Annotated in this window: 12 protein-coding genes and 2 pseudogenes; 8 read left to right on the top strand and 6 right to left on the bottom strand. The window is 69.4% G+C overall.

What is annotated here, in order from left to right; genetic code table 11:
* Window positions 1-769 precede the first annotated feature (769 nt).
* Together ACQEXA_RS06370 and ACQEXA_RS06365 are read left to right on the top strand one after the other, a co-directional pair.
* The gene (locus tag ACQEXA_RS06370; RefSeq protein ID WP_433128623.1) at window positions 770-2,038 is read left to right on the top strand and encodes an ISL3 family transposase; all 1,269 of its coding nucleotides are present in this window, start codon (window positions 770-772) and stop codon (window positions 2,036-2,038) included.
* 136 nt (window positions 2,039-2,174) lie between these two features.
* Complete coding sequence (locus ACQEXA_RS06365; RefSeq protein WP_433128961.1) at window positions 2,175-3,395, top strand: RNA-guided endonuclease InsQ/TnpB family protein; 1,221 nt, start codon at window positions 2,175-2,177, stop codon at window positions 3,393-3,395.
* Window positions 3,396-3,458: 63 nt separating this feature from the next.
* Here the strand turns inward: ACQEXA_RS06365 and ACQEXA_RS06360 are convergent.
* Window positions 3,459-4,319: pseudogene (locus ACQEXA_RS06360) on the bottom strand (anti-sigma factor RsbA family regulatory protein); the annotation flags it as partial.
* Window positions 4,316-4,675: an STAS domain-containing protein gene (locus ACQEXA_RS06355; protein ID WP_433128959.1), complete on the bottom strand. Its 360-nt coding sequence runs from the start codon at window positions 4,673-4,675 to the stop codon at window positions 4,316-4,318. The gene ACQEXA_RS06355 and the pseudogene ACQEXA_RS06360, both read right to left, overlap by 4 nt.
* Window positions 4,676-5,206: 531 nt before the next feature.
* On the opposite strand from ACQEXA_RS06355, the gene ACQEXA_RS06350 reads away from it, so the two are divergent.
* Together ACQEXA_RS06350 and ACQEXA_RS06345 are read left to right on the top strand one after the other, a co-directional pair.
* Window positions 5,207-5,434: a hypothetical protein gene (locus tag ACQEXA_RS06350; protein ID WP_433128957.1), complete on the top strand. Its 228-nt coding sequence runs from the start codon at window positions 5,207-5,209 to the stop codon at window positions 5,432-5,434.
* Window positions 5,435-5,450: 16 nt separating this feature from the next.
* Window positions 5,451-6,833: an IS200/IS605 family accessory protein TnpB-related protein gene (locus ACQEXA_RS06345; protein WP_433128955.1), complete on the top strand. Its 1,383-nt coding sequence runs from the start codon at window positions 5,451-5,453 to the stop codon at window positions 6,831-6,833.
* On the opposite strand, the gene ACQEXA_RS06340 is transcribed toward ACQEXA_RS06345, so the two are convergent.
* Window positions 6,787-8,055, bottom strand: coding sequence for an ISL3 family transposase (locus ACQEXA_RS06340; protein WP_433128623.1), 1,269 nt, complete (start codon window positions 8,053-8,055; stop codon window positions 6,787-6,789). The two genes, ACQEXA_RS06345 and ACQEXA_RS06340, sit on opposite strands and share 47 nt — an antisense overlap.
* A 166-nt stretch (window positions 8,056-8,221) precedes the next feature.
* Between ACQEXA_RS06340 and ACQEXA_RS06335 the strand changes: the two are divergent.
* A pseudogene (locus ACQEXA_RS06335) lies at window positions 8,222-8,548 on the top strand (IS200/IS605 family accessory protein TnpB-related protein); the annotation flags it as partial.
* Between the two features lie 54 nt (window positions 8,549-8,602).
* On the top strand, window positions 8,603-9,868 hold the full coding sequence (locus tag ACQEXA_RS06330; RefSeq protein ID WP_433128953.1) for an IS701 family transposase: 1,266 nt from the start codon (window positions 8,603-8,605) through the stop codon (window positions 9,866-9,868).
* Window positions 9,869-10,009: 141 nt separating this feature from the next.
* On the opposite strand, the gene ACQEXA_RS06325 is transcribed toward ACQEXA_RS06330, so the two are convergent.
* Window positions 10,010-10,648 (bottom strand): IS630 family transposase, encoded by a 639-nt coding sequence (locus ACQEXA_RS06325; RefSeq protein WP_433134462.1) that lies wholly within the window; start codon window positions 10,646-10,648, stop codon window positions 10,010-10,012.
* Window positions 10,561-11,142, bottom strand: coding sequence for a helix-turn-helix domain-containing protein (locus tag ACQEXA_RS06320; RefSeq protein WP_433128951.1), 582 nt, complete (start codon window positions 11,140-11,142; stop codon window positions 10,561-10,563). The genes ACQEXA_RS06325 and ACQEXA_RS06320 overlap by 88 nt, the downstream gene beginning before the upstream one ends.
* A 93-nt stretch (window positions 11,143-11,235) precedes the next feature.
* On the opposite strand from ACQEXA_RS06320, the gene ACQEXA_RS06315 reads away from it, so the two are divergent.
* Entirely contained in the window at window positions 11,236-11,634 is a 399-nt protein-coding gene (locus tag ACQEXA_RS06315; RefSeq protein ID WP_432936334.1) for a helix-turn-helix domain-containing protein, read from the top strand.
* A 129-nt stretch (window positions 11,635-11,763) separates the two neighbouring features.
* Here ACQEXA_RS06315 and ACQEXA_RS06310 read toward each other — a convergent pair whose 3' ends face one another.
* Window positions 11,764-13,044, bottom strand: a complete 1,281-nt coding sequence (locus ACQEXA_RS06310) for an MFS transporter (protein ID WP_433128949.1) — start codon at window positions 13,042-13,044, stop codon at window positions 11,764-11,766.
* A gap of 601 nt (window positions 13,045-13,645) precedes the next feature.
* Here ACQEXA_RS06310 and ACQEXA_RS06305 point away from each other — a divergent pair.
* The gene (locus ACQEXA_RS06305) at window positions 13,646-14,038 is read left to right on the top strand and encodes a nuclear transport factor 2 family protein (RefSeq protein ID WP_432936339.1); all 393 of its coding nucleotides are present in this window, start codon (window positions 13,646-13,648) and stop codon (window positions 14,036-14,038) included.
* Window positions 14,039-14,047 lie beyond the last annotated feature (9 nt).

The raw sequence follows: 14,047 nt of genomic DNA, 5'->3' as shown, positions 1-14,047 counted from the left end.
GCGAGCGAGCCCTTCCGGGTGCGCCGCAGCACCGGAGCGCTGGTCAGGCGCCATGCGTGACCAAAAAGCGGGACTTATGCCCGCTCTTGGTGAGGGCGATGGCTCGATGCGGGGCGCCGAAACATCGCGCGGTCGCTCCGGCGATCCGCGCCACGTCCGGCCGCGCCCACGCCTGCGGCCGCCCCGGTCGGACGAACCAGTGGCTTGTCGGCCATGATCGCGCCTGGAGGTCTCGAACCGGTCAGGACGCCCGGCCGACGGCGCGACCGGTTGCCGCCGGCAGGTAAGGCCAGCGTAGGACGACCCCCATGGTTCGGCATGTCGTGAGTACGACGCCGCGACCGCCCGCTCGGCGGCCCCGAGTGCGCCCGGCGGCCGCGACGGGACGTCGTTCGCAGGGCTCACGGACCCCGATACGCGCCCGGGGCAGCCCTCTCGCAGCGACGGGCGGTCAACGGCCGAGATAGAAGCGAATGGTGGTGCCCGGGTCACCGGAGTGGATCCGGACGAGGTCCGCGAGGTGGTTCACCGGGTTCCTCCGAGGATGCCCCGGCCTTCAGGCCGGGGAGGAATCGGACTCCTGCGGAGCAGGACAGGAAATAGGGCTCTCCGGGCATGAGTGTGGGCTGGTGGGTGGGATCTCGGGGTCAATGTATTGATCGGGTTGGATCGTTCCGCCTGGGGTGGTGAAACGTAGGACGCGCACGGGGCGGACCGTAGATTCGGAGGCTGTCGAAGGCCGTACCGAAGCTACAGGAGTCCACGCACCGTGCGCGTCACCACCGCATTCAACCGCCTCCTGGAGCTTCCTGGCGTGAGCGTCACCGACGTGTCGTTCGGCGAGGACCGGGTGATCGTGGACGTGGCGCTGACCCGCCGGTGTCTGGCCTGCCCGGAGACCGGCTGCGGTTTCACCACCCGCACGCGTTACGACACCAGGCCGGTGTCCTCCTGCTGGAGGCACCTGGACCTGGGCCGCTGGGGCCTGGTCGTCCGGGCCGGCCTGCGCCGCCTGCGCTGCCCCGAGCACGGCGTCAAGATCGAAGCCGTGCCCTTCGCCCGGCACCACTGCGGCTTCACCCGCGACTTCGAGGATGTCATCGCCTACCTGGCCACCCGCACCGACAAGACCACCATCACCCGCCTGCAGCGCATCGACTGGCACACCGTGGGCCGCATCTGCGCCCGCGTCGTCGCCGACGGCCTCGACGAGGACAGACTCGACCACCTGGTCACCATCGGGGTGGACGAGGTCAGCTGGAAGAAGCACCACAACTACCTGACCCTGGTCACCGACCACACCGGCAAGAAGATCGTCTGGGGATCCGAGGGCAAGGACAGCGAGACCCTGGACGAGTTCTTCGATGAACTCGGCCCCGAGCGCGCTGCAGAACTGGCCGCGGTCAGCATGGACATGGGGCCGGCCTTCGCCAAGAGCGTTGGCGAAGAAGGCCACGCCCCGCAGGCCGTGATCTGCATCGACCCGTTCCACGCGGTCAAGCTCGTCGGTGACGCCCTGGACGCCGTGCGCCGCGAGGCATGGAACGAGCTGCGCCAACTCGGCGATCAGGCTGCGGCAAAGAAGTTCAAGGGCGCCCGCTGGAGCCTGCTGAAGAACCCGGAGAACCTCACCGACGAGCAGGCCACGACCCTGCGCAAGCTCAAACGGAAGGGCGGCGGAGTCTGGCGAGCCTACCGGCTCAAGGAATCCTTCCGCGCGATCTTCGCCGGGGACCTGGACGCCGGCGAGGCAGGCGAGTTGATCGACCGCTGGATCTCGCAGGCCCAACGCTCCCAACTGCCCGCGTTCATCAAGGCAGCCAAGACCATCCGCAAGTTCCGCGACGGGATCCTGGCCTCCATCCGCCTGAAGATCAACAATGGTCGGGCCGAAGGCCTCAACAACCACGTCAGGCTACTGATCCGCCGCGCCTACGGCTTCCACACCGCCACAGCCGCCCTCGCCCTCGTCATGCTCACCTGCGGACCCATCACCCTTGTCCTACCCCACGAACGACCCCGAACCCGGACCGGCTGACCCACATCCATGCCCGGAGAGCCGGAAATAGGGGTTTCGCCTCCAGGGCGAAAGACCGTCCACCCGCGACGAGGTGAGCGAGCCCGTGGCGATCAAGAGGCCTCAACTGTCAGTCCCCCCGGGTAGGTTCGGATGCATGACGACAGACGCGACCACGGAGGGGGCCGGGCATGCCCGGTACTCCTTCCGTGTGCGCCTGTCGGCTACCGCGCGGCGCGCACTTGAAGCGGAGTGGGACCGCTGCCGGTGGCTCTGGAATGAATGCGTGGCCAAGTCCAAGCAGGTCCACCAGCGAGCCAAGGAGTCCGGCGAGAAGCTGACGTGTGGTCCGGCGCAGTTGGACAGGATGCTGACCGAGGCGCGTCGGGTGACGCCGTGGCTGGCCGAGGGTGCCTCGGTGCCGCAGCAGCAGGTGATTCGGGACTTCGCCAAGTCGCGGGCGAAGGCGCTGAAGGACATCAAGGACGGGCTTCCGGTGCACCGCCGGGCCGGGATGCCCCGCTTCAAGCGCAAGCGGGACAGCCGCCCGAGCCTGAACTACACCCGGCGCGGTTTCCGTCTGAAGGACGGTCGTCTGCACCTTGCGGGCCAGATCGTGCTGAGCGTGGTGTGGTCGCGGGCTCTTCCGGCCGACCCGTCGAGTGTGCGCGTGTACCAGGACACGCTCGGGCACTGGTATGTGTCCTTCGTCGCCCCCGCGCGGACCGAACCGCTTGCCCTCACGGGGCGGGTGCTCGGGGTGGACTGGGGTGTGAAGGAGACGGCCACCACCACGGATGACGCCTACGATCTCCCGCATGCCGAGCACGGCAAGCGGGTCGCGCAGGGGCTCGCCCGCTACCAGCGGATGATGGCCCGGCGCCGGCGTCCGAAGGGCCGGCCCGCATCCACCGGCTACCGGAAGGCGCAGGCACAGGCCGCGAAGCTGCACAGGAAGGTCGCGCGGCAGCGGGAGGACACCGGCCGCAAGTGGGCCAAGTCCGTGATGCGTGATCATGACGGGGTGGCGGTGGAGGACTTCCGCCCGAAGTTCCTCGCGAAAACCACGATGGCCCGCAAGGCAGCCGATGCCGCCATCGCCGCCACCAAACGCGCTCTGGTCGAGATGGGGCGCAAGCACGCACGGGACGTCCGCCTCGTGCACCCGGCGCACACCACGATGGACTGCGCGCAGTGCGGAGCGAGAACCAAGCACGCACTACCTCTGTCAGAACGAACCTATGCCTGCACCGTGTGCGGAGCCGTCTCGCCCAGGGACAAGAACTCCGCCCGCGTGATGCTGGTCCGGGCAGGTTGGAACCCGGACGGTGCCGAGGGCGTAAGACCACCTGAGCCGCCGGCTCAGGTGGCGGCCTGAGCCGTGAATCCCCACGCAGCCCTGGAGGGTGGAGAATCCCCTCCCTTCAAGGAGGGGAGCCTTCAACAGCAGCAGTCCCCGCCCACCGGGCTCGGTGGGCGGCTGGGGGCGTCGCCCGGCCAGGGGGTCGATCAGCCGTCCTGCGTCGTGCACCTCGCAGACGATCTGGTCGCCCTCCGTCCAGATCCGCAGCGTTCCGCCACCGGCACCGTGGAGGACGCTGTTGGTGGTCAACTCGGCCACCGCCAGCGCCAGGTCGTTCAGGCGCGAGTCGGCGAGCCCCGTCTCCCGGGCGTACCGCACGGCGAATTCGCGCACCACGGAGAGCTGACCGCTGCTGCCGAAGACGAACACACCGGCTCCCGGCGGCACGGGCAGCGCCTGGTTGTAGCGGTCGACAACGGTCTCGGGGCTGTAGACGGCAGACGCCACCTCACTGTTCTCGTCGATCACCAGCGGGTGGGTGGCCCGTGCGTCGTCGAGGACCCGCCGGTCCAGCCCCTCGGCGTCGTACGGGCACAGGATCGTGATGTCACGCCCGGCGAAGGCCGCGTTGATCAGGGCCTCGTGCTGCACACACGCGGGGTACTCGAGGCTGCTGCGGCCCGGCCAGATCGGCTCACCGATGATGCGTACCCGGCCCTCACCATGGGCGTCGGCGAACTTGCGCAGCACCCCCGGGATGATCCACCCGGGGTTGCGGCCCGCCCGGGTCATGTCCACGAAGCGCACCTCGGCGGCACGCCCGCCCAAACGGTCCTCCAGGAGTTCCAGACGATCCGGCGGGGCCGCCACGGCCACCGGCTCGGCTGCCTCCAGACCTTCCAGAACGAACGGAACCGTAGCGGCCAGGAACTGCTTCTCGCCGCGGTAGAACAGCGCCGGATGCACGAATGTCCCACGCGCGGTGACAAGTTCGGTCATGGTGCCACCTCGATACCGCCCAGCTCCGGCCAGAAGACCGACAGCACGCGCGCCACTTGCGGCGGCGGCCCGTACAGCATGAGCCGCTGCCCCTCGGCCAGGGACTGGGCGAGCACCGCAAGGTCCGTAACTCCCGCCACGTCGATGAACGTCACCTCGGACAGCTCCACATGGAGGAGGGCCTCATCGCGCCGCGCCAGCCGGCCGAGCGAATCCCGCCAGGCCGTGCGGGTGTCGAGGCCGACTTCGCCGATCACCCGTACGCCGGGACGCTCCGGCAACGGGTGCACCTCCAGTCGCGGCGCGCCGTACGACTGCGCGGCGCGGAGGCTCCCCGACTCGAGTGAGACGTCCACCCTTTACACCTCGGTCTTCCCGTCGTCGGCCGTCCGGCCGGACTCTCAGGACTCATGACGCGCAACGCCCGCCGTCCTGGTTCCCGGCCGCTCTTCTCCTGCCCCGACATACGCGGCTCATCGGCACCTTAGCCCTGTTCACCCCCAAGCCGTGCTGACGAGCCGGGCCACGGAAACGACCGCCCTCATGGCCTACGCATGCCCGCGGTGGGACGCGGACCGCGCAGCCCGGCCAGTCCGGGAACTTCCCGGCCGGCGCAGGGAATGAACCGGCCCGCGGCGGGTACACGCACCGCCGCGAGGGCAGGTGCGGGGCGGCGTGTCCCTGGGGAGGTCACACGCCGCCCCCATCGTGGTGCTCCACACGTGGGCGGACCGAACGCCCCCGACCGGTCGGCTCGCGCCAAGCCGGGACAGCTGACGTGCGAGCGTGCTATGACAGCTGTCATGAAGGGTCTGCTGCGGGGAGACGGACATGGGCGCGCGGCGAGCGATGTCTCCGCCCGGTCGATGTAGGAGCTCGCCGAACCCGTGCACGACCTCGTCTACTTCACACCGGAGGCGCGGCAGGAGGCCGACCGGGCGGGAATGCGCGGCTTCTGGATGGGGTGGGGAACTGGTCGTTTTCGGATGTGCAGGAGCGTGTGTGAGTGTGCACGAGCATGTACTGGTTCGTGGAGTTGCAGCGCGCACGTCATATGGCGGGCACTGATGTCAGTGGCCGCCCGTACTGTTCTTCCTGCTGCCGATCAAGCGTGATGGAGGGAGTACATCGATGCGTGGTGAGCCGTTGCGCACGATCGCTGCTCCCTTCGTGGCCGTTGGCCCGTCGGGCGTGGCGATCCGGACCCGTCTGGGCCACCTGAGCGCCGACGACGAGGAGGTGCTGCGCCTGGTGGGCGCGCATCTGGGCTCGCTGGCCTCGAAGGACCTCAAACGCCGGTGCGCCGACGGTCTGGAGCACTCCGCGGATAGGTGGGCGGGGCGCAAGCGGGCCCTGACGGAGGAGTCTTCGTCGCGCTGGGCCGGGAGTATTACCAAGGCCACGCATGATCAGTGGGCGCTTGCCAGGCGTGCCCAACTCGCGCATATCCACAGCCTTCAGGCGGGCGTGCGGACGATCGCGCACCGCCTGTCCCTGCCGATCGGGGAGAAGGGAAAGGGGCGGGCGCCGGGCGGCTACCGCAGCGCACGCGAGTGGTTCGCCAAGACCCGACGCCTGCAGGTCCTTCACGACCGGCTGCGTGCCGAACAGGCCGACCACGCCGTCGGCCGGGTCCGCATCGTGCGCGGCGGGAAGCGGCTCGCGCGCATGCGGCACCACCTCAAGGCCGCCCAGCTCACGCAGGCCCAGTGGCGGCAACGGTGGGAAGCATCGCGCTGGTTTGTGCAGGCGGATGGGGAATCGGGCAAGCGGTTCGGCAATGAGACGATCCGCGTCACGCCCGAGGGCGAAGTGTCACTGAAACTGCCTGCGCCGCTCGCCCACCTGGCCAACGCCCCGCATGGCCGGTATACGCTCACCGGCGCTGCCCTCTTCCACCACCGCAGCGACGAGTGGGCCGACCACATCACCACGAACCGGTCCGTGGCCTACCGCATCCACTACGACGTGCAGCGCGGGCGCTGGTACCTCACCGCCTCCTGGACCATCCCGCCGGTCAAGACCGTTCCCCTGTCCCACGCCCGCACAGGCGGTCTGATCGGTGTCGATACGAACGCCGACCATCTGGCCGCCTGGCGGCTGGACGAGCACGGCAACCCCTGCGGCGAACCGCGCCGGTTCTTCTACGATCTGTCCGGCACCGCGAACCATAGTGATGCCCAGGTACGGCATGCACTGATCCGGCTCCTGCACTGGGTCGAACGCCACGGCCTGTCGATCGCGATCGAAGACCTCGACTTCGGCGCGGAGAAAACCCGGGAGAAACACGGCCGCCAGAAGCGGTTCAGGCGGTTGATCTCCGGCATGCCCGTGTCCAAGCTGCGGGCCCGGCTCGTCAGCATGGCGGCCGAACTCGGCATCACCATCATCGCCGTCGACCCCGCCTACACCAGCAGGTGGGGCGCCCAGCACTGGCAAAATCCGGCTCTCCGGGCATGGATGTGGGTCAGCCGGTCCGGGTTCGGGGTCGTTCGTGGGGTAGGACAAGGGTGATGGGTCCGCAGGTGAGCATGACGAGGGCGAGGGCGGCTGTGGCGGTGTGGAAGCCGTAGGCGCGGCGGATCAGTAGCCTGACGTGGTTGTTGAGGCCTTCGGCCCGACCATTGTTGATCTTCAGGCGGATGGAGGCCAGGATCCCGTCGCGGAACTTGCGGATGGTCTTGGCTGCCTTGATGAACGCGGGCAGTTGGGAGCGTTGGGCCTGCGAGATCCAGCGGTCGATCAACTCGCCTGCCTCGCCGGCGTCCAGGTCCCCGGCGAAGATCGCGCGGAAGGATTCCTTGAGCCGGTAGGCTCGCCAGACTCCGCCGCCCTTCCGTTTGAGCTTGCGCAGGGTCGTGGCCTGCTCGTCGGTGAGGTTCTCCGGGTTCTTCAGCAGGCTCCAGCGGGCGCCCTTGAACTTCTTTGCCGCAGCCTGATCGCCGAGTTGGCGCAGCTCGTTCCATGCCTCGCGGCGCACGGCGTCCAGGGCGTCACCGACGAGCTTGACCGCGTGGAACGGGTCGATGCAGATCACGGCCTGCGGGGCGTGGCCTTCTTCGCCAACGCTCTTGGCGAAGGCCGGCCCCATGTCCATGCTGACCGCGGCCAGTTCTGCAGCGCGCTCGGGGCCGAGTTCATCGAAGAACTCGTCCAGGGTCTCGCTGTCCTTGCCCTCGGATCCCCAGACGATCTTCTTGCCGGTGTGGTCGGTGACCAGGGTCAGGTAGTTGTGGTGCTTCTTCCAGCTGACCTCGTCCACCCCGATGGTGACCAGGTGGTCGAGTCTGTCCTCGTCGAGGCCGTCGGCGACGACGCGGGCGCAGATGCGGCCCACGGTGTGCCAGTCGATGCGCTGCAGGCGGGTGATGGTGGTCTTGTCGGTGCGGGTGGCCAGGTAGGCGATGACATCCTCGAAGTCGCGGGTGAAGCCGCAGTGGTGCCGGGCGAAGGGCACGGCTTCGATCTTGACGCCGTGCTCGGGGCAGCGCAGGCGGCGCAGGCCGGCCCGGACGACCAGGCCCCAGCGGCCCAGGTCCAGGTGCCTCCAGCAGGAGGACACCGGCCTGGTGTCGTAACGCGTGCGGGTGGTGAAACCGCAGCCGGTCTCCGGGCAGGCCAGACACCGGCGGGTCAGCGCCACGTCCACGATCACCCGGTCCTCGCCGAACGACACGTCGGTGACGCTCACGCCAGGAAGCTCCAGGAGGCGGTTGAATGCGGTGGTGACGCGCACGGTGCGTGGACTCCTGTAGCTTCGGTACGGCCTTCGACAGCCTCCGAATCTACGGTCCGCCCCGTGCGCGTCCTACGTTTCACCACCCCAGGCGGAACGATCCAACCCGATCAATACATTGACCCCGAGATCCCACCCACCAGCCCACACTCATGCCCGGAGAGCCCAAAATCCCCCCACCCACAAGACCAGGAAAACCACCCGTCACGATGCCGCGAGCATCGCGATCGGCAGGCGCGCCCTCGGGCACCGCATCCGGCGACGGACGGCACCGCCCCCACACGACCAGAGTGATCGTGTGGGGCATCGGACCGCCCAGGCCGGACACGGCACCCGCGGGCGTGAGGAAACCCGCCCCCGCATCCCCGGACCACGGACACGATCCGTGTCGCCGGACGCGGCGCGAACGCGGGCGACCAGTGCATCCAAAACCGTTCGGGATGCGCCAGTTGACCAGGAGTGGGTACAAGACTCACTCCTGCACACTGACTAGTAGGACTTTGTTAGCTCGGGAATACTGTGTGCCGGATTTGTGTTGATCTGTTCCGTGACACCGGAAGAGATCAACGAACTGCGCCCCCGCCTGGAAGCCTTCATCGCCCCGATGCTGGCCGAGCTCCCCCGCGCCGACCAGCGGGAGAAGGGAGAGCTCTACGTCCGGGGCCTGATGATGGATGGGCAACGCAAGTCCATGCAGCCCATGGCCGAACGCCTGGGCGTGGACCACCAGCGCCTGCAGCAGTTCATCTCCTCCTCCACCTGGGACTACACCCAGGTCAGAGCCAACATCGCCACCTGGGCGAGCGGGGCGTTCCCCGTGCGGGCCTGGGTCGTCGACGACACCGGCTTCCTCAAGGACGCCGCCTCCGTCAGCAGTCCCGGGGTGGCCCGGCAGTACACCGGCACCGCGGGCAAGATCACCAACTGCCAGATCGGCGTCAGCGTCAACCTCACCGGCGACACCGCCTCGGCGGCGGCCAACTGGCGCCTGTTCCTGCCCGAGAGCTGGGACCCCGCCCTGATCGACGACCCCGAGCAGGCCGCCCTGGTCCGCACCCGGCGCCGACGCTGCGGCATCGGAGAGGACTTCGGCCACCGGGCCAAGTGGCACCTGGCACTGGACATGCTCGACGAGATGGCCGGGGACTGGGGCCTGCAGCCCCCACCGGTGGTCTGCGACGCCGGCTACGGCGACATCACCTCCTTCCGCCTGGCCCTGGAAGAGCGCGGCCTGGCCTACGTCGCCGCGGTCAAGGCCACCACCAGCGCCCACCCCGGGCAGGCCGTCCCGCAACAGCCCCCCTACGCCGGACGCGGCCCGCGCCCGCGCCCGCGCTACCCACAGGATCCGTCCTCCCTCAAGGAGTTGGCCATGGCTGCCGGGCGAACGGCAGGACACTATGTGACCTGGCGGCACGGCACCCGCACCAGCAGGAGCAACCCCTCCGCCGCGATGCGCTCGCGGTTCCTGGCCCTGCGCGTGCGCCCGGCCAACCGAGACATCCCCCGTGCCGACGACGGCTGTCTGCCCGAGTGCTGGCTGCTGGCCCAATGGCCCCCGGGAGCGGCGGAGCCGACCGACTACTGGCTCTCGAACCTGCCCGCCGGCACTCCGCTGCGCGACCTGGTCCGCCTCGCCAAGATCCGTTGGCGGGTGGAACACGACTACCGGGAACTGAAGTACGGCCTCGGAGTGGACCATTTCGAAGGACGCAACTTCACCGGCTGGCACCGTCACGTGACCATGGCCGCGCTGGCCCAGGCGTTCTGCACAGAGCTGCGGCTGGACCCAAAAGTCCCTGCTCGGGCCTGACGCTGTACGCCGTCCTGAAGGCACTCCAGACCCTTCTGGCGCTGTGGACCGGGATATGCCGAGCTTGCCGCCAACCACTTCTGCAGAACCAGCAACAAGCCCGAGCTCCCACCTAACAAAGTCCTACTAGTGCTGCGTTCCTCAAAGTAGGTAGGCGAACTTCCGGCGTAGTCGGCGGTGCGGTGGCGGGGGTCGCCCCCAAACCCACGGTTTGGCACGGGCGTTGAGCTGGGCGGTGGCCAGGCGGGTGGCCTGGTCGATCTCGTCGGGGTCGGCGAAGGTCTGCCCGGCCAGCGCGGTCTTGCGGAAGATCCGCCACCACCCCTCGGCCAGGTTCAGCCAGCACGCGCCGACGGGGATGAAGACCTGATGGACCCTCGGATGCTTCCTCAGCCACCTGCGGATGGGGCCGCTGGCGTGGCTGGAGAGGTTGTCGGCGACCACGTAGACCTGGCCCCGCGGGTTGGCCCGGGCGATCTCCTGCAGCAGCTTCAGCCAGCCGGCGGTGTTGCGGGACGGCGCGCAGAGGGTCACCTCCTGGCCGTCGCGGATGCGCAGGCCCCCGTACACCCAGGTCTTCTGACTGCCGCGGGCGTACTCCAGCGGCGCCTTGATCCTGTGCCCGTCGGGGGACCAGGCCGGCGCGGGGGCGAAGGTGCGCGGGATGACCGGGCCGAGCTCGTCGCCGCAGATCACCGTGGAGCGCGGCGGCGGGTCGGTGTAGAGCCCGACGACCGCCGTTCTTTTGGGGCGAAGTCGGGGTCCTTGCTGGTCGCCCAGGAGTGGGTACGGCGCCAGCGCACCCCCTCGGCCAGCAGGATCCTGCGCACCTGGCTGCGGTGCACGTCGATACCGCCGGCCCGGGCTGTCTCGGTGAGCGTATCCAGCGTCCAGGCCGGCGCTCCGGTCTCGTCGGCGGCCTGAAGGGCGCCGCCGGGGCCGGGCACCGGGCGCCCGGGAGGATCGCTTTGGGCCAGGGCGATGACCACCGAGCGCTCGGCCTCGGTCAGCCGGCGCGGGCGTCCGCTGATCGGCCGGTCGCCGAGCCCGTCGATGCCCTCGGCGTTGAACCGGTGCAGCCGCTCCCGCACGGTCTTGGGATGGCAACCCAGTTCGGCGGCGATGGCGGTGACCTGCTTCCCGGCCCAGCTGAGGCTGATCATGCGGGCTCGCAGGATCCAATCAGCGGGGGCATGACGAGCGCCGGCCAGCTTGCGGATCTTGTGCTCCTCGTCCGGATCACGCGCCGGACGCGCGTACAGAGGCAGATACATGGCACAGTCCTCCACCACGCATCATGCGCCCCCTGACGCCCAGCGGTCCACACCCACTTTGAGGAACGCAGCACTAGGAACGGTGACGGACATGTGGCCGTGCTGGTGAGCCGGCGCGTCGGCCCGGTCCAGGCGATGGTGCTCAAGGTCGCCTCGGGGGAGTCGGACGGCGCGATGCTGCGCGAAGGCCGGAAGTGGGACGCGACGACCTGGCAAGGCGCCGAAGCGGACCTGCGGGCGCGCGGATGGATCGACGACGTCGGTCGGCTGACCCCTCGGGGAGCGGCCGAGCGCGATGCGATCGAGGCGGAGACCGATGCCGCGGCCGAAGGTCCATGGCGGGCCGTGGGACACGATGCCACCGTGCGACTCGCCGAGCTGCTCACCCCGTTGGCCCGGAAGGTGCTGGCCTCCGGAGTGATTCCGTCCGGCAATCCGGTGGGACTGACCGGGGCGCCGCGGCGTGACGCCGGCGGCGCCGGGTCACGATGACGCCGGCGCTGTGCGGGCGGCCCTTGCGATGCTCGGCCCGGATCGTGCCGCCTCCGGCGCGCGGCCACGGCTACGGGCCTCATCCGCGCCGTCCTTCGCGGCCCGCGAGGACGGAACCGCGCCATCGGCTCAGGCGGAGGCCGGAGCCGGATCCCTCCTCGCGCGCAGCACCGGGTTGGTGCGCAGACGCACGAAGGTGACGAACAGGGCCAGGGCCTGAAGCACGGCGCACCCACCCAGGACGTCGGTCAGGTACGACGGCGGGCTGAGGGCGATGACGATCCCTGCCAGGGGGAAGGGCAGCAGCAGGAGCAGGATCGTCAAGGACAGCGTGGTGCCGAACGCCGCGGGCGGAATGATCAGCGAACGCAGGGTGCGCAGAACGACGGTGAGCCCCCCGTCACCGGCCATGAACAGCGCCACGAGGGCCGTGTAGCCGAGATAGGAGGGAGCCTGGGGGAGAGCGAGACAGGCGGTGGCCGCGACCGTGGAGCTGATGACGCCGACTCCCCACAGACCGAGCCGGTCGAGAGCGAAACGGCAGCAGGCGACCGCGAGGAGCGTGGAGGCGGCGGCAGCCGACCAGAGGGTGCCGACGGCGGCGGGGGAGCGGCCGAAACCGTGCACCACGATGATGGGGCTCGCCGACTGGAGCAGTCCGAGCGCCAGGTTGGAGCAGGCCAGCCCGGCCACGAGCAGGCGCAGGGCCGGCAGTGAGCGCAGCGTCTCCCGTCCTTCCCGCATGCCGCCGCCCGGGCGCCCCTCGTCCCCGCTCGCGCCGCGCAGTGGTGTGGGCGGGGTCTGCAGGGCCAGTCCGGCCGACAGGAAGGACAGCACACTCAGGCACGCGAGCATCCGGGTCGGCCCGGACAGGAGCAGGAAACCGCCGAGTGCCGGTCCGACGAGAGTGGCCGTCTGATCGATGCCGATGAGCACCGACTGCACCTTGTGGGGCTGCCCTTCGGCCCGCCGGCTGACGATGGCGCCGACGGCCTCGTTCGCGACGAAGCTGAACTGGGTGAGCGTTCCGGTCACGGCTGCCAGCGCCATGACGGTGATGGTCTCGGTCGTGCCCCGCGGAAGCGCGACAAGTGCCACCGCCGCGGCAGCCACCAGCAAGGCCCGTGCCAACGAGGCGAGAAAGCACACGATCGCCGCGCCGCAGCGGTCCACGAGGGCTCCGGCCAGGCTGAACGCGGCCACTCGGGGTATCCACTCCAGCGCGAAGGCCAGGCCTGTCAGGGACGAGGATCCCGTGGTCGCCAGCACCAGCAGCGGCATGGCGTAGGTCGACATGGAGAAGGCGAGCGCGTCGCAGGTGCGCGGTGCGTAGACACGCCGGAAAAGGCTGCCGGCGGGAACGGCGGCATGCCGACCGGCCGGTTTGCTCTCGGGCAGGGAGATGGTCACGGAGCGGACTTTCGGAGAGCGGGTCGCGGACGGACGGAGAGTCGGACGGCTTCTCACCGCTCACGCCGCAGGGCATTTCGAGAGGATGCGAAGAGGGAAGGCCGGTGTGTCCACCGGCCGGTGACGCTTAGTTCGTTGCCGGACCGAATCCGCGAGTCGCCTCGGCGAGAGGCACGGTACGGGAGTGGCGGCCGCATGGGGACAAACAAGCCATGATCATGACATGAGGTGCGGCCACGTAAACTCCACTCGGGTTGGGGAGCCGAAGACGGGAACGGGCGTGCCGACGCGCCTGGTTGAGGCGTGATCTACGACGCGGTAACAACATAGCGGAACGGCTTCCTGCTGCAGACCCCGGTGCCGGGCCCGGTTCGGTCTCTCGGGGAGACGTCCCTTCCGGCCGGGCGACGGTGCCTGGGCGGCAGGGGGTCTCGCCAGGAGCTTGGACCTTGACCAGGAGCGTGTCGTGGATCACGGTGGGCCGGGTGGTCGGTGGCACGAACGTGCGCAGCCCCGCTCGCCCGGTGCCGGTCGATGACAACAGCCGTTCGGCCGACCGGAGTTGCCGCCGATGAACAAGTCGAGGAGCAGGAGGGGCCAGATGAGTGAGTTCCGCAAGGCCGTCGAGTCCGGTGACCACAACGCGATCGAGGGGATGCTGTCCGAATCCGTCGTGTTCACGAGTCCGGTCGCGTACAAGCCGTACCCGGGCAGACCGATGACGGCGGCGATCCTCCGCGGGGTCATACGGGTCTTCGAGGACTTCCACTACGTGCGCGAGATCGTGAGCGCGGACGGACGCGACCAGGCGCTGGTGTTCCGGGCGAAGATCGACGGCCTGGAGGTCAACGGCTGCGACTTCCTGCACTTCGACGAGGACGGCAAGATCGACGACTTCCAGGTCATGGTCCGCCCGCTCACCGCCGCCAAGGCGCTCGCCGAGGCGATGGGCGCGCAGTTCGATCAGATCGCCCGCGAGGCGACGGGGGCCTGATCCCGCAAA

The sequence above is a fragment of the Streptomyces sp. CA-106110 genome (assembly GCF_050936285.1).
Taxonomy (GTDB): domain Bacteria; phylum Actinomycetota; class Actinomycetes; order Streptomycetales; family Streptomycetaceae; genus Streptomyces.
This window is presented reverse-complemented; position numbering and strand designations above follow the sequence as displayed.

Coding starts and splice junctions, on each gene's coding strand:
- ACQEXA_RS06305 (WP_432936339.1), top strand. CDS start 13,646: ATGAGTGAGTTCCGCAAGGCCGTCGAGTCCGGTGACCACAACGCGATC.
- ACQEXA_RS06365 (WP_433128961.1), top strand. CDS start 2,175: ATGACGACAGACGCGACCACGGAGGGGGCCGGGCATGCCCGGTACTCC.
- ACQEXA_RS06320 (WP_433128951.1), bottom strand. CDS start 11,142: ATGTATCTGCCTCTGTACGCGCGTCCGGCGCGTGATCCGGACGAGGAG.
- ACQEXA_RS06345 (WP_433128955.1), top strand. CDS start 5,451: ATGCGTGGTGAGCCGTTGCGCACGATCGCTGCTCCCTTCGTGGCCGTT.